This window comes from Pseudooceanicola antarcticus (assembly GCF_900215355.1).
Classification (GTDB): domain Bacteria; phylum Pseudomonadota; class Alphaproteobacteria; order Rhodobacterales; family Rhodobacteraceae; genus Pseudooceanicola; species Pseudooceanicola antarcticus.
Window position 1 is genome coordinate 308,960 of the sequence record NZ_OBEA01000001.1, and the last position, 23,247, is coordinate 332,206.

Sequence of the window (23,247 nt, forward strand, 5' to 3'; positions counted from 1 at the left end):
AAAAGCAGATGCGCGCGCCGCTTCCGATCGGCAAGATTTGCTGCAATAATCTCACGCTCTCGTGTCCCCCAGGCGGGGATTGTTTCAAAACCCGCACGCTCAGGCTATGACAAGCCCTGCTGCCGAGGAAGCCGTGATGAGTCTCGCCCCCGATATCCCCGAATGCCTGGCCCGCGCCCGCGCCGATCTGCGCATGGGCGTTCCCGTGGTCTTCGAGACCCATGGCGGCGGCGCCCTTGTGCTGGCCGCCGAAACGCTGACGCCTGCCCGCCTGTCCGAGCTGATGAAGCTGCCAGGCCGCGCCGAGCTGGCGCTGACCGCGCGCCGCGCAGAGACCCTGAAGGCCCGCCCCTATGATGGCGACCTCGCCCGGCTGCCCCTGCCCGCCGATGCCACTCCGCAATGGGTGCGCGCCCTGGCAGATCCCGCCGACGACCTGCGCCACCCGATGAAGGGGCCGCTGATGGCGCTGCGCTCGGGCGATGCGACGCTGCACCGGCTGGCCCTGAAGCTGGCCAAGTCCGCGCGCCTGCTGCCCGCCGCCCTGCTGCTGCCGCTCGACCATGCCGCGGCCTTCGCCCAGGCCTGGAACCTGACCCTGCTACCCGCCGGCGAAACCGCCCTGCATATCGACCGGCCCAGCCCGATGGCCTCGGTGGTGTCCGCCCGCCTGCCGCTGGAGGTGTCAGAGGCCGGACGGCTGCATGTCTTCCGCCCCGCCGATGGCGGCGAAGAGCATTACGCCGTCGAGATCGGCCGCCCCGACCGCTCCGCGCCGGTGCTGGCGCGGCTTCATTCGGCCTGTTTCACTGGCGACGTGCTGGGCTCGCTGAAATGCGACTGCGGCCCGCAGCTGCGCGGCGCCCTGGGTCACATGGGCGAGGAAGGCGCAGGCGTGCTGCTCTACCTCAACCAGGAGGGGCGAGGCATCGGCCTGGCCAACAAGATGCGCGCCTATTCCCTGCAGGACCAGGGCTTCGACACGGTCGAGGCCAACCACCGCCTGGGCTTCGAGGATGACGAGCGCGACTTCCGCCTCGGCGCCGAGCTGCTGCAACGGCTTGGCTTCTCCTCGGTCCGGCTGCTGACCAACAACCCCGCCAAGATCGAAATGATGCGCCGCAACGGCATCGAGGTCGTCGAGCGCGTGCCCCTGAAGGTCGGCGAGACCGCCTACAACCGCGCCTACCTGGCCACCAAGGCGGCAAAGTCAGGCCACCTGTTGTGAAGGCGGTGCTGACCCCGCAGGGTCTGCGCCTCGGCCAAAGGACCTATCCCTGCAGCATCGGGCGCGGCGGGCTCAGCGGCACGAAGCGCGAGGGCGACGGCGCCACACCCACGGGCCTGCACCGCGTCGCCGAACTTTGGTATCGCCCCGACCGGCTGGCGAAGCCCACCCCCTGGGCGCGCCCGATTGGCCCCGGCGATCTTTGGTGCGATGCCCCGGATCACCCCGATTACAACCTGCACGTCCGCGCGCCCTTCTCCGCCAGCCACGAAAAACTGCGCCGGGCAGACCCGCTTTATGATCTCGTCCTGGTGCTCGACTGGAACTGTCCTGACGCGCGCCCGGGGCTGGGGTCTGCGATCTTCATCCACCAATGGCGCCGCGCGCATTACCCCACCGAGGGCTGCCTCGCCCTGCGCCGGGACCAGCTGCGCGACATCGCCAGGAAGCTCGCGCCCGGCTCCGAGGTCGAGGTCCCTCCCCTTTCGGCCTTCTGACGAAGCCCGAGCCTCCGGCGGCAGTATTTATGGCCATCGGATAGACAAAGGGCCTTGTTCCCATCCGATGGCTGAAAATACTGCGGGGGAGTCGCGCAGCGACGGGGGCAGAGCCCCCTCGCCTTCATCTGTCGCCCTACGACGGCGGGTGCAGAGACCTCAGCCCGTGTAGCCTTCGCGCTGACCGAAGATGGCTGAACCGACCCGCACATGGGTCGCGCCGAAGGAGATCGCCTTCTCGAAGTCACCGGACATGCCCATGGACAGGCCCGGCAGCCCGTTGCGCGCCGCGATCTTCGCCAGCAGGGCGAAATGCAGGCTGGCCTCTTCCTCGACCGGGGGAATGCACATCAGCCCCTTCACCGGCAGCGACAGGGCTCGACACTCGGCGATGAAACCATCGGCCTCGGCGGGCAGGATGCCGGCCTTCTGCGGCTCTTCGCCGGTGTTCACCTGGATGAAGAGCTCGGGGCAGTTGCCGGTCTCATCGGCGATGCGGGCGATGGCCGTGGCCAGCTTGGGCCGGTCGACCGAATGGATCGCCTGTGCCAGCTCCATCGCCTGGCGGACCTTGTTGCTTTGCAGCGGGCCGATGAGATGCAGCTCGATCCCGTCATAGCTCTCGCGGAAACCGGGCCACTTCGAGGCGGCCTCCTGCACCCTGTTCTCACCGAAGACGCGCTGGCCTTCGTCCAGCACCGCCTGCACCCGCTCCAGCGGCTGCACCTTGGAAACGGCGATCAGGGTGACATCGGCGGTATCACGGCCAGCGGCGTCGCAGGCCGTGGCAATACGAGAGCGGATTTCGGACAGGGACATGGGGGCCTCTTTCTGCTGCGCGGCCAAGGAACATCAGGACGGCGCAAAAGGGAAGGGGCGGGAAGACAGAAAGGGCGGACACAAGGTCCGCCCCCTCCAATTCCGACAGGCCGAGGGACCTATCAGAAGGACATGGTCACGCCGAAATCCGCGACCGTGGTGCCGGCAACATCCGCCACGCCACCGGCGACGCCGAGGCCAGAGCCCAGGTCATAGGCCGCGCCGATGCCATAGGCATCCGTGCCGCTCAGGTCGTCATAGGCATAGGCTACAGAGATCGTCAGGTCGCCAGCGGCATAGGAACCTTCGAGACCGTAGTCGTCGGTGGTCGCACCCGACCACGGGGCCAGACCGTGCGCGTAGAAGGCGCCGACGGTATAGGCACCCGAGGTGTAGCTCAGGTCGACCCAGGTCAGTTCAAGCGATGCGGGCATGCCCAGGTCGGCTTCGTTGTAGCCGATGCCGAAGGACAGGTCGCCGACAGTGCCGGAGACGGCTAGGGCAAAGTCGGTGCCCGAGGTGTCGGTCGACGCCGCGAAGCTGTAGTCGCCCATGGTGTATTCGACCAGAACGTCAGCATCGCCCTTGACGCCGAAGCCGGCCATTTTCTCACCGATGTCGTCCACACCGAGGCCCAGGAAGCCGATATCACCGATGCCGAAGGGATCGGTCGCCGGATCGACCGCACCGACGGTCAGGGTCAGGCCGCCGGCCGAGATGTAGACCTCGGGGTCGAAAGAACCCGGATCCTGGGTGCTGGCAGAATCGACGTGGCCCGCGTCCAGATCGATGGAGGCGCCGAACTCGATGCCGGAATCGGTGGTGCCGGAGGCGTTGATGCCGAAGTCGATCTCGTTCGACACGGTGGTCTCGGTGCCATCGTAGCTCAGGCCCATGTTGGCCGAGCCCGAAAGGCTGATGTCTGCAGCTGCGACACCGGCGGTCATCACCAGTGCGCTGGAAGCGAGGAGAAGAGTTTTCATGGTCTGTCCCGTTATTTGTTGAGCCCCCAAACGGATCTGCGCATGGGGCACGGGGACAGATGCATGGCACTCGGGCAGGGCTTCAACGTTACCGATCGGTAACCTGACGCTCATGCGCCGCATGATGCAGGACAGCAACGCTTACCAATTGGTAAGTTGTTGTAACAAGTGTATTTTCACCGAAAGCATGTGAGGCACGCGTCGCGCGCAGGCGCCTTTGCCGAAACGGGTGCCTTGGGCCGGCCCATCGGGCGAGCGTCACGAGGCACTTCCGGAAAGCAGAAAGGGCGAGCCAAAGGCTCGCCCTTCCCAATTCCGATAGACCGTAGGGTCTATTAGAAGGACATGGTCACGCCGAAGTCGGCAACGGTGGTGCCGTTGACGGAAGCCAGGCCACCAGCAACGCCCAGGCCGGAACCCAGGTCGTAGGCTGCGCCCACACCGTAGTCGGCTTCGTCGCCAGCTGCGTCGGTGTCGCCGTAGACGAAGGTCACGGTCAGGTCGCCGGCGGTGTAGGCAACGTCGAAGCCGTAGCCAGCTGCGGTGCCGTCGAGGTACACGGCACCAACGGTGACGTCACCCAGATCGTAGGACAGGTCCAGGATGAAGTTGTCTGCGCCGGCGGTCTCGGCATAGCCCAGAGCGAAGGACAGGTCGGAAGCGGAACCCGAAACGCTCACACCCCAGTCGGAGGAAGCGGAGTCGAAGGACGCGCCGAAGGAGTAGTCGCCCATGGAGTAGGCAACGGAGACGTCGTGGCTGCCCAGAGCAACAACGCCTTCTGCGTCATCGTCAACGGCCAGTTCGTCGAAGCCGACGTCGGCCAGGCCAGCAACGTCAGCTGCTTCGCCGATGTCGCCAACGGTCAGGGTCAGGCCGCCGGAGGAGATGTAGACCTCGGGGTCGAAGGAGCCCGGATCCTGGGTGCTGGTGGAGTCGTTGTGGGCTGCGTCCAGGTCGATGGAAGCGCCGAACTCGATGCCGGAATCGGTGGTCGCCGAAGCGTTGATGCCGAAGTCGATTTCGTTCTTCACGATGGTGGTGGTGCCATCGTAGTACAGGCCCATGTTGGCGGAGCCGGACAGGGTGATGTCAGCGGCAGCGGCGCCGGCGGTCACGACCAGGGCGGTCGATGCAAAGAGAATCTTTTTCATGGTTTTCCCTCGGTTTTTCTCAGTCTGCCCCAAAACGGAGAATCCGTCGTGGGTATGCCAAGGTCTTTCGCCCTTTTTGCTCTGTCTTGGCAAGCGGACCGTCGGAGACCCTTAAATCCGCAGTCCGGAATGGTGCAAAGGTGCCACAGTGCCCCTTGGGCCCCGCCACACTGCGCGCTTTATGTCCGGCGGGCGACAGGCAGGGGAAATGCGGGTCCTGAAAGGCGCTTGCCCCGAAGGGATGCCTTCGATAGATCGGAGGGGACCAATCTATACGGGGCCGACGCATGATCACTTCTCGCGCAATCCGAATGATGGCCAAGGGCGCGACCGTGGCCGGCCTTCTGGCACTGGCGGCCTGTGGCAAGAACTCCGATCCGGGTCCGACCCCTTCGGAGCAGCTGAAACAGCGCGAGACGATCTGGGACCTGTTCAACCAGAAGGACGACGGCACCAAGGTGGCGGTGAACCGTTATCTCTGGAACGCCTCCCTGGATGTGCTGAACTTCCTGCCCGTCGAGTCCATCGACCCCTTCACCGGCGTCATCTCCTTCGGCTACGGCACCCCGCCGGGCGGCGGCCGCGCCTATCGCGCCACCGTCTATATCTCGGACCCGGCGCTGGAAGCGCGTTCGCTGAACGTCTCGATCCAGACCAGCGGTGGCCGCCCCGTGGCCGCGGGCACGCAGCGCGCCGTCGAGGATGCGATCCTCACCCGCGCCCGCCAACTGCGCACCGGCGACCGCAAGTTCTGATCTTCTGAAAGATCCGCGTTTTGACGGGGGTGGGGCCGAGAGGCTCTGCCCCCGTCGCCATTTGGCGCCACTTCCAAAGTCAGAAGGGCGGCTCTGCCCCCGTCTCCGTACCGGAGACTCCCCCGCAGTATTTTTGGCCGCCGGATGGAGAAAGGGCCTCTTGCTTCTATCCGGCGGCCCAAAATACTGCCGCCGGAGGCTCGATCCCGCAGGGATCGACAGGCCCGCTCAGACCGGGAGATCCGGCACCGGAAGCCGGGCCAGCGCTTCGACCCAGATGATCTGCTGCGGCAGGCAGATGTTCTGCAGGTCGTAGGTCTGGACGATATGGTCCCGCGCTGCCGCGCCAAGGCGGGCGCGGGCGGGGGCATCGTCCAGCAGGGCGCAGACCTCCTCCACCAGTTTGGCCGCATCGAAGAAGTCGACCAGCCGTCCGGTCTCGTCATGGGTGATCGCCTCGCGCAGCGGCGCGGTGTCAGAGGCGACGATGGCGCATTCCATCGCCATGGCCTCGAGCAGGGACCACGAGAGCACGAAGGGATAGGTCAGGTAGATATGCAGCCGGCTCAGCCGCAGCATGTCGAGGAACCGGTCGTAGGGGATACGGCCAAGGAAATGCACCCGCGCCCAGTCTTCATCCGGGATCTGGCCGCGCACCTCGTCGATGAAGATCTGCTTCCAGGTCTTCCCCGGCGGCGGCTTGGCCCCGTAGGAGGTGCCGTCGCCGCCGGTGATCAGGATCTGCGCCTCGGGCCGCGCGCGCAGGAGCTGCGGCAGGGCGCGCATGAAGACGTGGTAGCCGCGGTAGGGCTCGAGGTTGCGATTGACGAAGGTGATCACCTCGTCGTCGCGGGTCAGCACCCGGTCGCCCAGGGCAAAACGCACGCCCGGATCGGGCTTCACCTGGGCGGTGTCGATCCCGTCGTGGATCACGCTGATCTTGTCGCGGAAGGGCTGCGGGAAGGTATCCGCCTGGAAGCTGGTCGGAGAGAGCCCGGCCTGCGCCACATCGAAGTGCATGTGGTTGTTGAGGTTCTTCAGCCGGATGCGCAGCGCCTCGGCACCGGGATCGCGGGACTGGAACTCGGGGTCGAAGCCCAGGTGGGGGTAGCCCGCGAGGTGGTAGAGCTCGCAGTAGATGCCCAGCCGGGCGCGCGGCCAGACATCACGCAGGAAGAGCGATTCTCCCCAGCCGTGATGGGCGATGATCACATCCGGGTGGTAGCCCTGTTCCTTCAGCTTCTGCGCGGCGTGGTAGCAGGCCTCGCCCCGGGTGACCTTGCTGTCCATGTCCAGCAGCCAGGGATGCAGCTTCTGGCCGCCCCTGCGCTGGACGCCATAGGGGAGGACCCGGACGCCACGCCAGGTGGCGGGTTCCTTCACCCTGAGCGTCAGCGCGGTCACCTGGTGACCCTGCGCCGCCAGCGCCACCGACAGATGCTTGAACTGACCGGGAAAATTCTGGTGAATGAAAAGGATATTCAAGGGGCACACTCCGGCAACCGTGCCAGTGAACCACGCCTGCCGCGGCTTGAAAAGCCGCCCGCGCGCAAAGGGCTGGACCCTTGGCCGCAGGCACAATATCAACCCCGCCTGAAGCCAGACGCATCCGAGGGCCCGCAATGTCGCGCTATTCCGCCGCCGAAATCGAACCGAAATGGCAAAAGGCCTGGGACGACGCCCAGGTCTTCAAGGCCCGCCGCGACGGGGACAAGCCCAAGTACTACGTGCTTGAGATGTTCCCCTACCCCTCGGGGCGCATCCACATCGGACACGTGCGCAACTACACGATGGGCGACGTGGTGGCGCGCTACAAGCTGTCCACCGGGCATAACGTGCTGCATCCCATGGGCTTTGACGCCTTCGGCATGCCGGCCGAGAACGCCGCCATGGCCAATGGCGGCCACCCCAAGGACTGGACCTATTCCAACATCGACACGATGGTCGAGCAGATGAAGCCGCTTGGCTTCGGTCTCGACTGGTCGCGCATGTTCGCCACCTGTGATCCGGAATACTACGGCCAGCAGCAGGCGCTCTTCCTCGATTTCCTCGAAAAGGGCCTGGTCTACCGCAAGAACGCCGTGGTGAACTGGGATCCGGTCGACATGACCGTGCTGGCCAACGAGCAGGTCGAGGACGGCCGCGGCTGGCGCTCGGGCGCGCTGGTCGAGCGCAAGGAGCTGACCCAGTGGTTCTTCAAGATCTCGGACTTCTCCGAGGATCTGCTGAGCGCGCTCGACGGTCTCGACAACTGGCCCGCCAAGGTGAAGACCATGCAGGCCAACTGGATCGGCAAGAGCCGTGGCCTGCAGTTCGCCTGGGATCTGACCGCACCGGCGGAAGGCTTCGAGCAGATCGAGGTCTATACCACCCGTCCCGACACCCTGATGGGTGCCAGCTTCGTCGGCATCTCGCCCGATCACCCGCTGGCCAAGGCGCTTGAGGCCAAGGACCCGAAGGTTGCGGCCTTCTGCACCGAGGCGCGCAAGGGCGGCACCACCGAAGAGGCCATCGAGACCGCCGAGAAGCTGGGCTTTGATACCGGGCTGACCGTCTCCCATCCGCTTGATCCGGAATGGAAGCTGCCGGTCTGGATCGCCAACTTCATCCTGATGGACTACGGCACCGGCGCCATCTTCGGCGTGCCCGCCCATGACGAACGCGACCACGAATTCGCCTCCAAGTACGACCTGCCGATCACCCCGGTCTTCGAGCCGGTCGAGGGCGATTACCCCGAAAAGGGCGCCTACGTGCCGCCCAAGCCCGAGAAGGTGCGTTTCATCCGCAAGGTCGCGGGCGAAGAGATCATGACCGGCAACGAGGCCATCGACGCCACCGTCGCCTATGCCGAGGAAAAGGGCATCGGCCAGGGCGTGACCAAGTTCCGGCTGCGGGACTGGGGCCTTTCGCGGCAGCGCTACTGGGGTTGCCCGATCCCCGTCGTCCATTGCGACGATTGCGGCGTGGTGCCCGAGAAGAAAGAGAACCTGCCGATCCAGCTGCCCTATGACGAGGGCGACAAGCCGATCGACTTCGCGGTGCCCGGCAACCCGCTGGACCGCCACCCGACCTGGCGCAATTGCGCCTGCCCCGCCTGCGGCAAGCCCGCCCTGCGCGAGACGGACACGATGGATACCTTCGTCGATTCGTCCTGGTACTTCGCCCGCTTCACCTCGCCCCGTGCCGAGACACCGGTGGACATGGCCGAGGCGGAATACTGGATGAACGTCGATCAGTACATCGGCGGCATCGAACACGCGATCCTGCACCTGCTCTATTCGCGCTTCTTCGCGCGGGCGATGCAGATCTGTGGCCATCTGCCTGCCAAGTCGTCGGAGCCCTTCGATGCGCTCTTCACCCAGGGCATGGTGACCCATGCGATCTACCAGACCAAGAGTGCCGATGGCCGCCCGGTCTACCACTACCCCGAGGATGTCGAGCTGCGCGACGGCAAGGGCTTCCTGAAAGACGGGACCGAGGTGCAGATCATCCCCTCGGCCAAGATGTCGAAATCGAAGAAAAACGTCGTCGATCCCGTGGCGATCATCGGACAGTACGGCGCAGATACCGCGCGCTGGTTCGTGCTGAGTGACTCCCCGCCCGAGCGTGACGTGGAATGGACCGCATCGGGCGCCGAGGCGGCCTCCAAGCACCTGGCGCGGGTCTGGCGCATGGCCGCCGAGTTGGGCGATGCCCCGGCCAATGCCTCCGAGGACGAGGCGCTGCTGCGCGAGATGCACAAGGCGATCCGCGACGTGACCCTGGGGGTGGAAAGCTTCGGCTTCAACGCCTCGATCGCCAAGCTCTACGGGTTCACCAACACGATCTCGAAGTCGAAGGCGGGTTCCGAGGCCAAGCGCACGGCGCTGAAGGTGCTGGCGCAGCTGATGTCTCCGATGACGCCGCACCTGGCGGAAGAGATGTGGCAGATCCTCGGCGGCGAGGGGCTGATCGCCCAGGCACCCTGGCCCGTCGCGGACGAGGCCATGCTGGTCGAGGACACGGTGACCCTGCCGATCCAGGTCAACGGCAAGCGGCGCGGCGAGCTGACCGTGCCCAAGGATATGCCGAAGGACGAGGTTGAAAAGCTGGCGCTGGCCAGCGATGCTGTCCAAAGGACGCTGGATGGGGCCCAGCCCAAGAAGATCATCGTCGTCCCCGGACGGATCGTGAATGTGGTTGCCTGACCGACGTAACGCCTTGAAACTCCTCGCTGGTCTCGGACTGGCGGGGGTCTCTGCCTGCGGCTTCAGCCCGGTCTATGCACCGGGCGGCCCGGCCTCGCGGCTCTATGGCCGCACCGCCCTGCCCGAACCCAACACCGAGGAAAGCTACCAGCTGGTCCGCGCGTTGGAGGGCCGGCTGGGTCGCGCCACCGCGCCCGATTACGCGCTGGACCTGACCCTGCGCCTGTCGGAAAGCCGCCTGGCCGTCACCGCCGAGAACTCGACCACCCGGTTCCGCGTCGCGGGCCGGCTCGACTACGCCCTGCGCGATGCACGGGGGAACGAGCTGACGCGTGGCGAGGTGACCTCTTTCACCGGCTATTCCGCTACCGGCTCGACCGTCGCCACCCAGGCGGCCAAGAGCGACGCCCGCGCCCGCGTGGTGGTGATCCTGTCGGACCTGCTGATGACCCGGCTGGTGGCCGAGCTGCCCCCGGTCCCCACGGCCGAGACATGAAGCTCGCCTCCCGCGAGATCGCCCGCTATGCCGGCAAGCCCGATGCCAGCAGCACGGGCATCCTGCTCTATGGCCCCGACGCCATGCGAATCGCGCTGCGCCGGCAAGAGATCATCGCCAATCTGACCGGCCCCCAGGCCGACGAGGAAATGCGCCTCTCGCGCATGCAGGGCGCAGAGCTGCGCCGCGACACCGCCAAGCTGATCGACGCCATGAAGGCGCAGAGCTTCTTCGCCGGCCCCCGTGTCGTCTTCGTGGAAGAGGTGACCGAAACCTGCGCGCCGGCGATCCTGGCGGCGCTGGAGGAATGGCAGCCGGGCGATGCGCAACTGGTGATTACCGCGGGGCAGCTGAAGCCCACGTCGAAGATCCGCAAGGCCTTCGAGGGCCACCGCAACGCCCATGCCTGCGGCATCTACGACGACCCGCCCTCGCGCGAGGAAATCGAGGCGACCCTGGCCAAGGCGGGCCTGCGCAAGCTGCCCCCGGACACCCTGCGCGACCTGACCAACCTGGCCCTGGCGCTCGACCCCGGCGATTTCCGCCAGACGGTCGAGAAACTGGCGCTCTACAAGCACGGCGACGACACGCCGCTGACGGGCGAAGAGATCGCGCTATGCGCCCCCGCCTCGACCGAGGCCGAGCTGGACGACGTGCTGCATGCCGTGGCCGAGGCCCGCGCCGCCGAGATCGGCCCGGTGATGCGGCGGCTGAAGGCCCAGGGGGTGAACCCCACCGGCCTCTGCATCGCCGCGCTGCGCCATTTCCGCACCCTCTATGCCGTGGCCTCGCATCCCGGCGGACCGGGAGAGGGCATCGGCAAGCTGCGCCCGCCGGTCTTCGGCCCGCGCCGCGACCGGATCATGCGCCAGGCCGGGGCCTGGGGCGCGCCGAAGCTGGAACAGGCGCTGTCGCTGGTGATCGAGACCGACCTGGCCCTGCGCTCTGCCGGGGCCACCGCGCCAGATCTGGCGCTGGTCGAGCGCATGCTGATCCGCCTCGCCATGCTGGGCCGCCCGCGCTAGGTGCCCCCCCGGCGGGGCCGACCCGCCGAGACGCAGCGAAACTCTGGCCTTTCCGCCCCATCCGGGCTTCCCTGACGGCAGGAGAGAGGGAGGAAATTTCATGTACACGCTTATCGGCGGTCCCAATAACCGCACGTTCCGCGTCCTGTGGATGCTGGAGGAACTGGGGCTGCCCTATGAACGGCAGGACGCCCATCCCCATGACCCGCTGGTCCGCGAGAAGTCGCCGCTCGGCAAGATCCCGGTGCTGATGGTCGATGACGTGCCGCTGACCGATTCGGTGGCCATCCTGACCTGGCTGGCCGACAGCACCGGCCGGATGACCGCCCCGGCGGGCAGCCTCGCGCGGGCGCAGCAAGACGGCCTCACCCAGCAGATCGTGGATGAGCTGGAAGGCCAGCTCTGGATCGCCACCCGGCACAGCTTCATCCTGCCAACAGAGCGCCGCGTGCCCGAGATCAAGCCGACCCTGGCCTGGGAATTCGCCCGCAACTGCGATGTGCTGGCCAGCCGGATGCAGGGCGACTTCCTGATGGGCGACGAGATGACCGTGCCCGACCTGCTGCTGGCCCATTGCCTCAACTGGGCCGTGGCGGCCAAGTTCGAGGTGCCCAACGAGGCGCTGCAGGCCTATGGTGCCCGCATGCGGTCGCGCGACGCCTACCGCCGCGCCGTGGCCTCGGAAAAAGAGCTGCTGGCCGCGCGTCAGGCCTCCGAGAGCGCGTAGCGCGCCGCCGCCCGCCCGGCCCAGAGCCCCGTGGCAAGGCTGGCGGTCAGCAGGTAGCCCCCGGTGGGCGCGTCCCAGTCTAGCATCTCGCCCGCGGCGAAGGTGCCGGGCCGCGCCCTGAGCATCAGCCCCTCGTCCAGCGCCGCACGCGTCAGGCCGCCGGCGGTCGAGATCGCCCGGTCCATATCCTGCGGGCCCTCCAGCGCCAGCGGCAGCGCCTTCAGCGCCGCGGCCAGCTCGGCGCCCGCGGGCATGGGGCGCAGCAGCTCCATCACCAGCGCCCGTTTCACCCCATCGAGCCCCAGCTTGCGCAGCCGGTTGCCCGCGCTCTCGCCCTTGCGCAGCCTGTCGATCTTCTCGGCCAGGGTGTCGGCGCCCATGTCCGGGAAAAGGTCGATCTCCAGCGCCGCGCCCTCGCGCAGCGGCGCCGAGAGCGCATAGATGCCGCCGCCTTCGATCCCGCCACGGGAAATGACGAATTCCCCCCGGCTCCCGCGGCCACCGGCGCGCAGGGTCACCGCCTTCACCGGGGCACCGAAATGACCCGCCATGTGATCCGACCAGCTGCGCCGGAAGCCGCAGTTCGAAGGCGCGAAGGGGGCGACGCCCTCCAGGTGCCGCGCCCAGGCCCCATCCGAGCCGAGCCGCGCCCAGCTTCCGCCGCCAAGCGCCAGCACCGTCACCGTCGGTGCCAGCCGCAGCGGCCCGTCGGGCGTGTCGAAGAGCACCCGGTCGCCGTCCCAGCCCTGCCAGGTCCAGCGGGTGGCCACCTCGACCCCCGCGCCATCCAGCCGCCGCAGCCAGGCGCGCAGCAGCGGAGAGGCCTTCATCACCCGCGGAAAGACCCGCCCGGTCGAGCCGATGAACAGCTCCTGCCCCAGCCCCCGCGCCCAGGCCTGCACCTGGTCCGAGCCGAAGTCGCGCAGCATCGGGCGCAGCCAGTCGCCGCTCTCGCCATAGGCGCGCAGCATCGGGGTCAGCGGCTCGGCCTTGGTCAGGTTCAGCCCCGACTTGCCCGCCATCAGCAGCTTGCGCGCCAGGCTGGGCATCCTGTCGGCCACCAGCACCGGCAGCCCGGCCCCGGCCAGCGCCTCGGCTGCCATCAGCCCCGCCGGGCCGCCGCCGATCACCAGCGCGGTCTCGCCTTTTTCCACTGTCTGATTATCCTCGGAGATCATGACCCATCCCATCTGTCCGCTCTGCCTGCGCCCCATACCACCCCATGCGCCACAAAGCCTGCATCACCTGATCCCGCGCCTGCGCGGTGGCAAGAAGGGGCCGATGGTCCGCCTGCACCAGATTTGCCACAACGAGATCCACGCCACACTGACAGAGTCCGAACTGGCCCGCGACTACCACACGCCCGAAGCCCTGCGCCGCCACCCCCGCCTGGCGAAATTCGCCGCCTGGGTCGCAAGGCGCCCGCCCGACTTTCATTCCAGGACGCCGGGCAAGCGCCGCCATCGCTGATCCCATCACCAGGCTGAAAATACTCCAGGGGGAATTGAGCCGCAGGCGAAAGGGGGGCAGAGCCCCCCGCCCCCTCTACGTCTCGGGGCCACACATCCGCTTGATCGCCGTCACATGCTCCGGCGCGGCGGCCAGCACATCGGCGGCCAGCGCCTGCGCCTCGACCAGCGGCTGCGCGACCACCCGGTCGACGAGCCCCCAGGCCAGGGCCTCCTCGGCGCCGATCTTCTGCCCGCCCATCAGCAGCATCTTCGTCCGCGACGGCCCGATGAGCTGCCCCATCCGGCGCGGGTCCGAGGGCTGCGGCAGGAAGCCCAGCTTCATCACCGGGTAGAAGAACCGCGCCTCGGGCACCGCAAGGCGCAGATCGCAGGCCAGGGCCATGCCCATGGCGCCCCCGGCAAGGGTGCCGTTCAGCGCCGCGATGGTCAGCCCCGGATGCGCCGCGACGGCGCCCGAAAGCTCCTCCCACAGCGGCGAGACCCCGAGGCCGCGATGCGCCTCGTCAAGGTCGGCACCGGCGGAAAAGACCCGCCCCTCACCCGTCAGGACAAGCGCCCTGGCGGTCGAGGCCGCAATGACCCCGGTCAGCTCCTGCAACATGGCTGCGCTCAGCGCATTGGCCTTCTCGGGCCGCGCCAGCGTGACCAGGTGCAGCCCGCTGTCCAGGATCTCGGAGCGGATCACTTCACCAGGCCCAGCTCGGCGCGGAAGCCCTCGTCGCGCAGGGCCAGCTCCTGGCCCAGGTGGCTGTCGGCCTCGGGGCCGCACATCCACAGAAGCGCCTTGGCGGGCCATTCGGCGGGGATGTGGTCTTCCCAGTTCAGCTGGCTGACCGGGTTCACCCCCGAGGCCTTGATGTCCCGCTGCATCTGCGTGGCCACCGTGCCCGGCGACAGCCCCATGACACGCAGCCCCTTCGAGGCGCCCTCGAGATGCGCCGCGCGGGTCAGCATGGCGGCCCCGGCCTTCGAGGTGCAATAGGCGCTCCAGCCTTCCAGAGCATTATGGGCCGCGCCCGAGCTCACCGTGATGATGGTGCCGCCACCGGCGGCGATCATCACCGGCATGGCGGCGCGCATGCCGTTGAAGACGCCCTTGATATTGACGTCGATCACATGGCCCCAGCCCTCGGGATCGGCCTCGGCCAGCGAGGCGATCGGCTTCAGGATACCGGCGTTGTTGATCAAGATGTCGACGCTGCCGAAGGTCTCGGCGACCTTCTTCACCGCCTCCTCGACCTCCCAGTAGCGCGACACGTCGCAGGGGATGGCCACCGCCTTGTCACCGATCTCGCCGGCGATCTCGGCGATCTCGTCGCCGCCACGGGCCAGCAGGGCGACATTGGCCCCCTTCTCGGCGAAAAGGCGTGCGGCGGCGGCACCGATGCCACGGCTCGCGCCGGTGATGATCGCGGTCTTTCCGGTCAGATCGGTCATGGAGGCTCCCTTCCGGGCCAGGCGGGCCCTGACAAGTGTTTCGAGCCAGAGCTACCCTCCCCGCAGCCGCCCGTCCAGCATGCAGCCCCCGGCGATAGGCGACCTCATGCCACAGCGTCCGGCCGGGGCCTGCGCGCTTGATTGTTCCCCTGCCAGAGGCCACTCTTCGCGCTCTACTTCCGCAGGAGATTTCCATGCCCGCTCAGTTCTCGTCCCGCATTTCGCGAAAAACCCTTTCCCGACAGGGCATTTCGGCCCTCGCCTTCTGGGCCGTCACAGCCCCCGCCGCCTTCGCGCTCAGCCCCGAAGACGTACTGGACCTGATGACCGACCAATCCATGACCATGGCCACCGAGCTAGATATCGACAGCCACAAGGAGGGCGACACCCTGGTCATCGACCGGATCGTCTCGACCATGGTGCAGGAGATCGCCGACGAAGAGATCACCTCGACCACCACCATGACCGGCTACCGCCTGGAGCCGCGCGGCGACGAGGTGGTGATGCGCTTCGACCCAGCCCTGACCATCACCAGCCGCTCGGAGTTCGACGGCGAGGTCACCGAGATGGTGATGACCGCCACCGCCCCGGACCTGGAATATGTCTTCTCGGGCGAGCGTGACGACATGCGGGCCGTCGTCTCCGACGGTACGCTGGTGCTGAGCATCGACCGGATCGACGCGCCCGACGAGGCGCCGCTGGAAGACCTGGCCGAGGTCACCTTCTCGGGCCTGAACGGCGACAGCCGGATCGTCAGCGGCGACCTGAACCGGGTCGAGGGCACCGGCAGCGTCGACACGATCTCCTTCACCCTCGACATGCTAGCCCCCGAAGAGGACAGCGAGGGCCCGGTTCGGATCACTGCCACCGGCAACATCTCGGACGTGGCCATGAACGGCACGCTGGCCCTGCCCGAGGGGCAGGACCTGGAGACCGTCGCCTTCGACGAGCTGCTGCGCTCCGGCTACAACCTGGCCATGCACGCGCAATACGGCGCCGGCGCAATGCTGATGGATGTCGAGGGCCCCGATCCGCTGCACTACGAGGAAACCGTCGCCGCGGGCGCGGTCGATCTCTCCATCTCTGCCGAGGGGCTCGACTCCCAGGTCGTGGCCTCAGATCTTGCCATGTCGGTGAGCGCGCCGATGATCCCGCCCGGCGCCGGCGCCACCATCGGCCAGGTTGGCTTCGGCCTGACCATGCCGCTGACCGTCACCCCCGAAGAGCAGCCCCTGGGCTTCAAGCTGAACCTGCAGGACGTGGCCCTGCCCGAGCAGCTCTGGGCGCTTTTCGATCCGGCGGGCAAGCTCTCGCGCGATCCGATGACCATCAGCCTGGACCTTGGCGCCATGGGCCGGATGACCAGTGACTTCTCCGAGCTGGAAGAGATGGACGGCGACGAGGCACCGGGCGAGATCAGCTCGCTCAGCCTCAACAGCCTGCTGGTGAAACTGGGCGGCGCGATGATCAGCGCCAATGGCAGCTTCGACATCGACAACAGCGCCAAGTCCCGGATCAACCCCGACATGCCGAAGTTCACCGGACAGGTGGATGCCACGGCGCAGGGCGTGCTGGGCCTGGTGCAGACCCTGGCCGAGATGGGCCTGATCCCGCCGCAACAGGCGATGACCGTGCCGATGATGGCGGGCATGTTCACCCGCCAGCTCTCGGGGCCCGACGACCTGGCCTCGACCATCGAGGTCACCGAGGACGAGCAGGTACTGGTCAACGGCCAGATGATGATGCCCTGATCGACGTCAGGTTTCGGAAGGGGGGCCAGCGGCCCCCCTTTCGCCCGCCTTGATCCGATCCCGGCCAAAGGCTAGGTCCTAGGGATCAAATGCAAGGCTTTCCCATGTCCCATTCGCTTCCCGATCTTTCGCAGGCCCTTCTCCAGGCCGCCACCCGCGCCGGTGCCGACAGCGCCGATGTGCTGGCGCGCCAGGGCACCTCGGTCTCGATCGACGTGCGCGGCGGCACGCTGGAACAGGCCGAACGCTCGGAAGGTTTCGAGATCGGCCTGCGGGTGCTGATCGGCAAGCGGCAGGCCTGTGTCTCGGGCTCGGACGCGCGGGGCGAAGGGCTGGCGATGATGGCCGAACGCGCCGTCGCCATGGCCCGCGAAGCCCCCGAGGATCAATGGATCGGCCTGGCTGAGCCTGAACAGCTGGCCACCCGCCGCGATGCGGCAGGCCTGGAAATGTACGACCCGGCGGGCGAGCCCTCGCCCGAGGCCATGAAGGAGGCCGCCATCCGCACCGAAGAGGTGGCGCTGGCACAGAAGGGGATCTCGCAGGTCTCCACCGCTTCCGCCGCCTATGGCGAGAGCGAGGTCTACCTGGCCGCCTCCAACGGCTTCGAGGGCGGCTACCGGCGCTCGTCGCATTCGCTGGCCTGTGTCGCCATCGCCGGCACCGGCGCCGCGATGGAACGAGACCACGACAGCGATTTCCGCATCTTCGCCAGCGACATGCGCAGCGCCGAAGAGATCGGCGAACGCGCCGCCCGCCGCGCCGTGGAGCGCATGGGCGCCACCGCCCCCAAGACCGGCACCTACCCGGTGCTCTTCGACGAGCGCGTCGCTGCCAGCCTCATCGGGCACCTGCTCTCGGCCGCCAATGGCATGGCCGTGGCGAGGGGCTCTTCCTTCCTGCGCAACGCGCTTGGCGAGACCGTGCTGCCCGAGGGCCTGAGCCTGACCGAGGACCCGCTGCGCCCGCGCGGCACCTCCTCGCGGCCCTTCGATGCCGAGGGGCTGCAGACCGCGCCCCGCGACATCGTCCGGGACGGCGTGCTGACCGGCTGGACCGTGGACCTCGCCACCGCCCGCAAGCTGGGCGTCTCGCCCTCGGCCAATGCGGCGCGCGGGCTGACCTCTCCGCCCTCGCCCACCAACTGGAACATCGAGCTCACCCCCGGCAGCGCCAGCCAGGCCGAGCTGATCTCGCAGATGGGCACCGGGCTGCTGGTGACCTCGATGATCGGTTCGACGATCAACCCCGACACCGGGGATTACTCGCGCGGGGCCAGCGGCTTCTGGATCGAGAACGGGCAGATCGCCCGCCCGGTCAACGAATGCACCATCGCCGGCAACCTGCGCGACATGCTGGGCCGGATCATCCCGGCCAATGACGCAAGGCCCTGGGCCTCGATGCGGGTGCCCTCGCTGCTGGTCGAAGGAATGACCCTTGCCGGGAACTGAGGCCGGACAGCCCACCGAGGACATGGCGCTGCTGGTAGAGGCGGCGCGCGAGGTCGGAGAGATCGCCCTCGCCTGCAAGGCGCGCGGGCTCGAGATCACCGAGAAAGCCGATGGCCAGGGGCCGGTCACAGATGCCGACCTGGCCGTGGACGCGCGCCTGCACGAGATCCTGCGCGCTGCGCGTCCCGGCTACGGCTGGCTCTCGGAAGAACGCCCCGACGACGCGGCGCGGCTCGCCCATGAGCATGTCTTCATCATCGACCCGATCGACGGCACCCGCGCCTTCATCGCCGGGGACAATACCGCCTGGGCCCATTCACTGGCCGTGACGCGCAATGGCGTGGTGACGGCGGCGGTGGTCTTCCTGCCCGCCAAGGACAGCCTCTATGCCGCAGCCAGGGGCAGCGGCGCGACACTGAACGGCGCCCCGATCCGCGCCACCACCCGCGCCGGGATCTCCGGGGCGAAGTTCCTCGCCGCAAAGCCCAATTACGCCCCCGCGAACTGGCTGGGCCCGGTGCCGGACGTGGCCCGCCACTACCGCCCCTCGCTGGCCTATCGCCTCTCTTCGGTGGCCGAAGGCCGCTTTGACGCGATGATGACCCTGCGCCCCTCCTGGGAATGGGACATCGCCGCCGGCGCCCTGCTGGCGGAAGAAGCCGGTGCGACGGTCACCGACCGCACGGGCGGGCCGCTGCGCTTCAACGCTCCGCGTCCGCTGCTGGATGGCGTGGTCGCCGCAGGCGCGGCGCTGCATGCCCAGATCCTCTCGCGCCTCGATCCCGACGCCCCGCGCGATTCTCTGCCGCCGCTGCGAGACTGAAGACCCAAGCGCCCGCCCCAGCGGTCCACGCCTCCGGCGACGGAACATTTTTGTCGCCACACGGGGCGACGGGACAGATTTGTCGCCTTACGGCGACGGGGCCTAGCCCGGAAACAGACGATCCAGCTGCTCTTCCAGCGCCGTGTCATCCTCGAGCGCCAGGCGCACCGGAAGGGTCAGCACCTTCTGGCGATACTCCTGCGGCAGGCGCACGGCGTCCTTCTCGGTCGTGACCAGCTGGGCGCCATGCTGGGCCGCGTCGCGCTCCAGCCGGGTCAGCAGCGAGTTGGTCAGCGGCTGATGATCCGACAGCGCCTCTCCATGCAGCAGCTGCACCCCCAGCGACTTGAGCGTGGCGAAGAACTTCTCGGGGTGGCCGATGCCCGCGAAGGCCATGACCTTCATGTCCTGCCAGTCCATCCCCGTGGGCAGCGGCATCAGGCTGCCCTTCATATGCGGCACCCCCTCGGGCGCGGCAAAGCCCGCCTGGGCCGCGTCATTGCCGATCGAGAGCAACAGGTCGGCACGCGCCATACCGACGGCGACAGGCTCGCGCAGGGGTCCGGCGGGCAGGCAGAGCCCGTTGCCGAAGCCCCGCGCCGCATCCACCACGACGATCGAGAGCGCCTTCCGCAACGCAGGGTCCTGGAAGCCATCGTCCATGACGATCACCCCGGCCCCTGCCGCGACCGCCGCTCGGGCCCCGGCCAGGCGATCCTTCGAGATCCAGCCCGGCGCGAAGGCGGCAAGCAGCAGCGGCTCGTCGCCGGTCTGATCGGCACTGTGCTGTTTGGAGTCGACCTGGACCGGCCCCTCCAGCGTGCCACCGTAGCCGCGCGACAGGAAATGCGGGTTGAGCCCTCGCGCCGAGAGCCGCATCAGCAGCTCGATCGCCGTCGGGGTCTTGCCGGTGCCCCCGGCGTTGAGATTGCCGACGCAGATCACCGGCACGCCGGGATCGACCGGCGTACCACCGGCCAGCCGGCGCGCCGTGGCGGTGGCATAAAGCTTGCCTAACGGCGACAGCAGCCGCGCCCGGACACCGGGCGGGCGGAACCAGAAATCCGGAGCCTGCATCAACTTGCCCCTTCCAGGCTTTCGTCCAGCGCCTCGGCCACCCAGGCAAAGACGCGGTCGGTCATTTCGGCCCCCTCGGTGGCCACGTCCCAGGCGGCGGTGGCCATGGTGGCGGCCTGGTCGGGGGCGAGGATACGCGACAGCCCCTGCGCCAGGCTGTCGGAATCGCGGATCAGCCGCGCCGCGCCCGCCTGCGCCAGCCGCGAATAGGCGGGCAGATGATGCGCCACGAAGGGCCCGTAGAGCACCGCGGAGCCAAGCGTCGCCGGCTCGAAGGGATCATGCCCCTTCATCCCCCGCATCAGCGAACCCGCCATGAAGGTAACCGGCGAAAGCCGGTACCAGAGCCCCATGTCGCCACGGGTATCGGCCAGCAGCACCTGGGTTTCCTCGCGCGGCATGTCGCCCTCGGACCAGCTGAGATAGCGCCAGCCCTCTTCGTCCAGCACCTCGCGGAACGCACCGGCCTCTTCCGGGTCATCCGGCACCAGCAGCAACAGCAGCCGATGCGCCAGCCGCGAGGCGCGGCGATGCGCGTCGAGCACCGCGGCCAGTTCCTCCCGGTGGACCATGGCGGACAGCCAGATCGGACGGCCTGCCAGCTCTCCGGCCAGCTCGTCGCGCAGGTCCTCGTTGCAGGGCAGTGCCGCGCCCGCTTCCTGCAGCGGGCCGGTGATCTCGATCTTGGCGGGATCGGCCCCCAGGCGCTGCAAGCGCCGCGCCGCATTGGCGGTGCTGGCGCAGAGCGCATCGAAGCGCTCCAGCATGCGGCGGGTCTGGTTGGGGCGCAGGCTGAACCGCGGCGCCGTGAAGCCATCCTCTTCGGCCTCGGCCAGCAGCATCCGGCAACCGGCACGCCGCGCCTGGGCCAGCAGCGCCGGGCGCAGATCGCCCGAGAGCCAGACCAGCAGCGCCGGCCGCCAATGGGCGAAGAAGGACTGCAACACCGAGGTCTCGTCCCCCGGAGCGGGCAGGGTGATCAGCGAGGGATCGTCGATGGGAGGCAGCCGGTCGGGCTCTCCCAGGGTCAGCAGGACGCTGACCCCGTGATCCATCTGCAGCAGGCGCCGGGCCAGCTCTTCCGCCGGTTTGCGGCGCCCGGCGCGGGGGCAGTGAATCCAGACCAGCGGTCCCTCGGGGCGCGGCGGCAGATCCTCTCCGCCCCGCGCACCCCGCCGGGTCAACGCCTTATGCGCAATGCGTCCCGTCGGGCCCATCAAGCCTCAGTTGCCCAGTTCCTCGGTGGGCGAGCCTTCCAGCTCTTCGTCCCGCAGCCGATGGATATGGGCGATGTAGTAGCGCATATGCGCGTTATCGACGGTCTTCTGGGCCTCTGCCTTCCAGGCGTCATAGGCTTCGGCATAAGAGGGGAACATGCCGACGATATGCAGGTCGTCGATGTCACGGAAGACGTTCTTGGACGGATCGACAAGCTCTCCGCCGAAGACAAGGTGCAGGCGCTGCGCCATGGGCGTTTCCTTTCCGGATGCTTCAGGCGCAGGTTTGCGCCGATTGCGGGGGGCGGGTCAAGTGCGGCCTCCGCCCTGCGATGATGGGTCGCCGGAGGCCGCCGACGGGGCGTGACGGACGCGCAATCTAGCCGAACGGCAGCGCGCGCCCTGCTTTGAGCCCGTCCCCAGATCCGCCACCCGGAGGCCGCGCCCCGGCGGGGCGCCCGCCCCCGCGCGCGCTTAGAGCAGCCCTTCGGCCTTGAAGAGCGCCTTGAGGTCCGTCTCGGGGCGTGCACCGTAATGAGAGATCACCTCGGCCGCGGCAACGCAGCCCATGCGGCCCGCGGTGGCCAGGTCCGCGCCCTTGGCCAGGCCGAAGAGGAAGCCGCCGGCGAAGAGGTCACCGGCGCCGGTGGCATCCACCGGGGTGACCTCGGTCACCGGGACGATGGCCTCTTCCTCGCCGCGCACGATGACCACGTCGTGGCCGGAGCGGGTGCAGACAACCAGGCCCGACTCGGCGGCGGCGGTTTCCAGGGCAAAGCCCAGGTCCTCGGTCTCGTAGAGGGATTTCCACTCGTGCTCGTTGCCGATCACGTAGTCGAGCTCCTTCACCAGCTTGCGGAAGTCCTCGCGGTGGCGGTCGACGCAGAAGGGGTCCGACAGGGCAATCCCGGCCATGCCACCGGCGGCGCGGGTGATGCGGGCGGCGGTCTCGAAGGCCTGCTTGCCCTTGGGCTTGTCGTAGAGATAGCCCTCGAGGAACAGGATGCGGGCGTTCTTGCAGACCTCGTCCGGCACATCGTCCGGGCCGACCTCGGAAGAGATGCCCAGGTAGGTATTCATCGAGCGTTCGCCATCGGGCGAGACGAAGATCATCGAACGCGACGAAGGCAGCTGCTCTCCGGTGAAGGGGTCATTGGGGAAATCGGTGCCGCCCTGGCGGGTCTTCTCGGCATATTCCCGGCCCACCTCGTCATCGCGCACCTTGCCGATGAAGGCGGTCTTCAGACCCATGTTGGCGACGCCCGCCACGGTATTGGCCACCGAGCCGCCGGGAATCTGGCGGCGGTTTTCCATGGCACCGTAGAGAAGCTCGGCACGCTCCTGCTCGATCAGCTGCATGATCCCCTTCTCGATGCCCATCCGGGTCAGGAAGGCGTCGTCAGACTGGGAGATCACGTCCATCACGGCATTGCCGATACCGATCACGTCATATTGGGTCATAGAACTTTTTCCTCGAATTCGCAGAGATCCCGGATCAGGCATGTACCGCATTTCGGTTTACGCGCAGTGCAGACGTAACGTCCGTGCAGGATCATCCAGTGATGAGCGTGGAGCTGGAAATCCACGGGGATATTGTCTTCGATGGCGCGCTCGACGGCGACGACATCCTTGCCCGGCGCGATGCCCGCCCGGTTGCCCAGGCGGAAGATATGGGTGTCCACGGCCTGGGCCGGGAACCGCCACCACATGTTCAGCACCACGTTGGCGGTCTTGCGGCCCACCCCCGGCAGGCTCTCGAGCGCCGCGCGGGAGTTGGGGACCTCGCCGCCGTAGTCCTCGACCAGGATCTTCGCCATCTTGATGACGTTCTTCGCCTTGTTGCGATAGAGGCCAATGGTCTTGATGTGCTCGATCAGGCCTTCCTCTCCGAGCGCCAGCATCTTCTGCGGCGTATCGGCGATGGGAAACAGGTCCTTGGTCGCACGGTTCACCCCGACATCGGTGGCCTGGGCCGAAAGCGCGACGGCAACCAGCAGGGTATAGGCATTGGTGTGATCGAGCTCGCCCTCGGGCGTGGGCTCTGCCTGCTGGAAGCGAGTGAAGATCTCGCGCAGGGTCTGATAGGGCAATTGGCGGGCCATGGCGGTGTTTCTGCCCTGAAAGACCTTCGGCAACAAGGGATTTAAC

The 23,247-nt window shown here is 67.8% G+C and carries 23 protein-coding genes; 11 read left to right on the plus strand and 12 right to left on the minus strand.

The window, feature by feature from the left end; translation table 11 throughout:
• The first annotated feature begins 136 nt into the window (after window positions 1-136).
• Both ribA and CRO50_RS01540 read left to right on the plus strand, forming a co-directional pair.
• A complete protein-coding gene (ribA, locus tag CRO50_RS01535; protein ID WP_097144107.1) occupies window positions 137-1,228 on the plus strand; it encodes a GTP cyclohydrolase II in 1,092 nt (363 codons plus the stop codon).
• Window positions 1,225-1,725: a L,D-transpeptidase family protein gene (locus CRO50_RS01540; RefSeq protein WP_097144108.1), complete on the plus strand. Its 501-nt coding sequence runs from the start codon at window positions 1,225-1,227 to the stop codon at window positions 1,723-1,725. The genes ribA and CRO50_RS01540 overlap by 4 nt, the downstream gene beginning before the upstream one ends.
• A gap of 159 nt (window positions 1,726-1,884) precedes the next feature.
• Here the strand turns inward: CRO50_RS01540 and CRO50_RS01545 are convergent, their stop codons facing one another.
• From CRO50_RS01545 to CRO50_RS01555, 3 genes are all read right to left on the minus strand, one after another.
• Window positions 1,885-2,544: a YggS family pyridoxal phosphate-dependent enzyme gene (locus tag CRO50_RS01545; protein ID WP_097144109.1), complete on the minus strand. Its 660-nt coding sequence runs from the start codon at window positions 2,542-2,544 to the stop codon at window positions 1,885-1,887.
• A 122-nt stretch (window positions 2,545-2,666) separates the two neighbouring features.
• Window positions 2,667-3,527, minus strand: a complete 861-nt coding sequence (locus CRO50_RS01550) for a porin (RefSeq protein WP_157791752.1) — start codon at window positions 3,525-3,527, stop codon at window positions 2,667-2,669.
• Window positions 3,528-3,862: 335 nt separating this feature from the next.
• Window positions 3,863-4,681: a porin gene (locus CRO50_RS01555; protein ID WP_097144111.1), complete on the minus strand. Its 819-nt coding sequence runs from the start codon at window positions 4,679-4,681 to the stop codon at window positions 3,863-3,865.
• Between the two features lie 287 nt (window positions 4,682-4,968).
• On the opposite strand from CRO50_RS01555, the gene CRO50_RS01560 reads away from it, so the two are divergent.
• Complete coding sequence (locus CRO50_RS01560; RefSeq protein WP_097144112.1) at window positions 4,969-5,436, plus strand: DUF3576 domain-containing protein; 468 nt, start codon at window positions 4,969-4,971, stop codon at window positions 5,434-5,436.
• 228 nt (window positions 5,437-5,664) lie between these two features.
• Here CRO50_RS01560 and CRO50_RS01565 read toward each other — a convergent pair whose 3' ends face one another.
• Entirely contained in the window at window positions 5,665-6,921 is a 1,257-nt protein-coding gene (locus CRO50_RS01565) for a glycosyltransferase (RefSeq protein ID WP_097144113.1), read from the minus strand.
• A 137-nt stretch (window positions 6,922-7,058) separates the two neighbouring features.
• Between CRO50_RS01565 and leuS the strand changes: the two genes are divergently transcribed.
• The 4 genes from leuS (at window position 7,059) to CRO50_RS01585 (ending at window position 11,871) form a co-directional block, all read left to right on the plus strand.
• Entirely contained in the window at window positions 7,059-9,623 is a 2,565-nt protein-coding gene (leuS, locus tag CRO50_RS01570) for a leucine--tRNA ligase (RefSeq protein ID WP_097144114.1), read from the plus strand.
• Window positions 9,624-9,636: 13 nt separating this feature from the next.
• A complete protein-coding gene (lptE, locus tag CRO50_RS01575) occupies window positions 9,637-10,119 on the plus strand; it encodes an LPS assembly lipoprotein LptE (RefSeq protein WP_232617779.1) in 483 nt (160 codons plus the stop codon).
• Entirely contained in the window at window positions 10,116-11,144 is a 1,029-nt protein-coding gene (holA, locus tag CRO50_RS01580) for a DNA polymerase III subunit delta (protein WP_097144116.1), read from the plus strand. Before lptE ends, holA begins: the two co-directional genes overlap by 4 nt.
• A 100-nt stretch (window positions 11,145-11,244) precedes the next feature.
• Window positions 11,245-11,871, plus strand: a complete 627-nt coding sequence (locus CRO50_RS01585; RefSeq protein ID WP_097144117.1) for a glutathione S-transferase family protein — start codon at window positions 11,245-11,247, stop codon at window positions 11,869-11,871.
• On the opposite strand, the gene CRO50_RS01590 is transcribed toward CRO50_RS01585, so the two are convergent.
• Window positions 11,850-13,049: a TIGR03862 family flavoprotein gene (locus tag CRO50_RS01590; RefSeq protein WP_097144118.1), complete on the minus strand. Its 1,200-nt coding sequence runs from the start codon at window positions 13,047-13,049 to the stop codon at window positions 11,850-11,852. The genes CRO50_RS01585 and CRO50_RS01590 overlap by 22 nt on opposite strands.
• Between CRO50_RS01590 and CRO50_RS01595 the strand changes: the two genes are divergently transcribed.
• Window positions 13,048-13,341, plus strand: a complete 294-nt coding sequence (locus tag CRO50_RS01595; protein WP_097144119.1) for an HNH endonuclease family protein — start codon at window positions 13,048-13,050, stop codon at window positions 13,339-13,341. The genes CRO50_RS01590 and CRO50_RS01595 overlap by 2 nt on opposite strands.
• A 75-nt stretch (window positions 13,342-13,416) precedes the next feature.
• Here the strand turns inward: CRO50_RS01595 and CRO50_RS01600 are convergent, their stop codons facing one another.
• Both CRO50_RS01600 and CRO50_RS01605 read right to left on the minus strand, forming a co-directional pair.
• Entirely contained in the window at window positions 13,417-14,028 is a 612-nt protein-coding gene (locus CRO50_RS01600; protein ID WP_097144120.1) for an enoyl-CoA hydratase/isomerase family protein, read from the minus strand.
• The gene (locus CRO50_RS01605; protein WP_097144121.1) at window positions 14,025-14,780 is read right to left on the minus strand and encodes an SDR family oxidoreductase; all 756 of its coding nucleotides are present in this window, start codon (window positions 14,778-14,780) and stop codon (window positions 14,025-14,027) included. Before CRO50_RS01605 ends, CRO50_RS01600 begins: the two co-directional genes overlap by 4 nt.
• 194 nt (window positions 14,781-14,974) lie before the next feature.
• Here CRO50_RS01605 and CRO50_RS01610 point away from each other — a divergent pair, with 194 nt between their 5' ends.
• The 3 genes from CRO50_RS01610 (at window position 14,975) to CRO50_RS01620 (ending at window position 18,805) form a co-directional block, all read left to right on the plus strand.
• Entirely contained in the window at window positions 14,975-16,531 is a 1,557-nt protein-coding gene (locus CRO50_RS01610) for a DUF2125 domain-containing protein (protein ID WP_097144122.1), read from the plus strand.
• Window positions 16,532-16,635: 104 nt separating this feature from the next.
• Window positions 16,636-17,982, plus strand: coding sequence for a TldD/PmbA family protein (locus CRO50_RS01615; protein ID WP_097144123.1), 1,347 nt, complete (start codon window positions 16,636-16,638; stop codon window positions 17,980-17,982).
• A gap of 22 nt (window positions 17,983-18,004) precedes the next feature.
• Window positions 18,005-18,805 carry an inositol monophosphatase family protein gene (locus CRO50_RS01620; RefSeq protein ID WP_097144677.1) on the plus strand — a complete coding sequence of 267 codons (801 nt, stop codon included), beginning with the start codon at window positions 18,005-18,007 and terminating at the stop codon, window positions 18,803-18,805.
• Window positions 18,806-18,907: 102 nt separating this feature from the next.
• Here CRO50_RS01620 and lpxK read toward each other — a convergent pair whose 3' ends face one another.
• The 5 genes from lpxK to nth all read right to left on the minus strand — a co-directional run bounded on the left by lpxK (window position 18,908) and on the right by nth (window position 23,201).
• Window positions 18,908-19,882: a tetraacyldisaccharide 4'-kinase gene (gene lpxK / locus CRO50_RS01625; RefSeq protein ID WP_179747185.1), complete on the minus strand. Its 975-nt coding sequence runs from the start codon at window positions 19,880-19,882 to the stop codon at window positions 18,908-18,910.
• Window positions 19,882-21,066, minus strand: coding sequence for a 3-deoxy-D-manno-octulosonic acid transferase (locus CRO50_RS01630; protein ID WP_179747186.1), 1,185 nt, complete (start codon window positions 21,064-21,066; stop codon window positions 19,882-19,884). Before CRO50_RS01630 ends, lpxK begins: the two co-directional genes overlap by 1 nt.
• Before the next feature lie 39 nt (window positions 21,067-21,105).
• Window positions 21,106-21,351 carry a DUF4170 domain-containing protein gene (locus CRO50_RS01635; RefSeq protein ID WP_097144126.1) on the minus strand — a complete coding sequence of 82 codons (246 nt, stop codon included), beginning with the start codon at window positions 21,349-21,351 and terminating at the stop codon, window positions 21,106-21,108.
• 222 nt (window positions 21,352-21,573) lie between these two features.
• The gene (locus CRO50_RS01640) at window positions 21,574-22,560 is read right to left on the minus strand and encodes an adenosine kinase (RefSeq protein WP_097144127.1); all 987 of its coding nucleotides are present in this window, start codon (window positions 22,558-22,560) and stop codon (window positions 21,574-21,576) included.
• Window positions 22,557-23,201, minus strand: coding sequence for an endonuclease III (gene nth, locus CRO50_RS01645; protein WP_097144128.1), 645 nt, complete (start codon window positions 23,199-23,201; stop codon window positions 22,557-22,559). Before nth ends, CRO50_RS01640 begins: the two co-directional genes overlap by 4 nt.
• Window positions 23,202-23,247 lie beyond the last annotated feature (46 nt).

Coding starts and splice junctions, on each gene's coding strand:
- CRO50_RS01545 (WP_097144109.1), bottom strand. CDS start 2,544: ATGTCCCTGTCCGAAATCCGCTCTCGTATTGCCACGGCCTGCGACGCC.
- CRO50_RS01595 (WP_097144119.1), top strand. CDS start 13,048: ATGACCCATCCCATCTGTCCGCTCTGCCTGCGCCCCATACCACCCCAT.
- CRO50_RS01635 (WP_097144126.1), bottom strand. CDS start 21,351: ATGGCGCAGCGCCTGCACCTTGTCTTCGGCGGAGAGCTTGTCGATCCG.
- CRO50_RS01585 (WP_097144117.1), top strand. CDS start 11,245: ATGTACACGCTTATCGGCGGTCCCAATAACCGCACGTTCCGCGTCCTG.
- CRO50_RS01550 (WP_157791752.1), bottom strand. CDS start 3,527: ATGAAAACTCTTCTCCTCGCTTCCAGCGCACTGGTGATGACCGCCGGT.
- CRO50_RS01620 (WP_097144677.1), top strand. CDS start 18,005: ATGGCGCTGCTGGTAGAGGCGGCGCGCGAGGTCGGAGAGATCGCCCTC.
- CRO50_RS01610 (WP_097144122.1), top strand. CDS start 14,975: ATGCCCGCTCAGTTCTCGTCCCGCATTTCGCGAAAAACCCTTTCCCGA.
- CRO50_RS01605 (WP_097144121.1), bottom strand. CDS start 14,780: ATGACCGATCTGACCGGAAAGACCGCGATCATCACCGGCGCGAGCCGT.
- leuS (WP_097144114.1), top strand. CDS start 7,059: ATGTCGCGCTATTCCGCCGCCGAAATCGAACCGAAATGGCAAAAGGCC.
- holA (WP_097144116.1), top strand. CDS start 10,116: ATGAAGCTCGCCTCCCGCGAGATCGCCCGCTATGCCGGCAAGCCCGAT.
- CRO50_RS01555 (WP_097144111.1), bottom strand. CDS start 4,681: ATGAAAAAGATTCTCTTTGCATCGACCGCCCTGGTCGTGACCGCCGGC.
- CRO50_RS01640 (WP_097144127.1), bottom strand. CDS start 22,560: ATGACCCAATATGACGTGATCGGTATCGGCAATGCCGTGATGGACGTG.
- ribA (WP_097144107.1), top strand. CDS start 137: ATGAGTCTCGCCCCCGATATCCCCGAATGCCTGGCCCGCGCCCGCGCC.
- lpxK (WP_179747185.1), bottom strand. CDS start 19,882: ATGCAGGCTCCGGATTTCTGGTTCCGCCCGCCCGGTGTCCGGGCGCGG.
- CRO50_RS01615 (WP_097144123.1), top strand. CDS start 16,636: ATGTCCCATTCGCTTCCCGATCTTTCGCAGGCCCTTCTCCAGGCCGCC.
- nth (WP_097144128.1), bottom strand. CDS start 23,201: ATGGCCCGCCAATTGCCCTATCAGACCCTGCGCGAGATCTTCACTCGC.
- CRO50_RS01590 (WP_097144118.1), bottom strand. CDS start 13,049: ATGATCTCCGAGGATAATCAGACAGTGGAAAAAGGCGAGACCGCGCTG.
- CRO50_RS01560 (WP_097144112.1), top strand. CDS start 4,969: ATGATCACTTCTCGCGCAATCCGAATGATGGCCAAGGGCGCGACCGTG.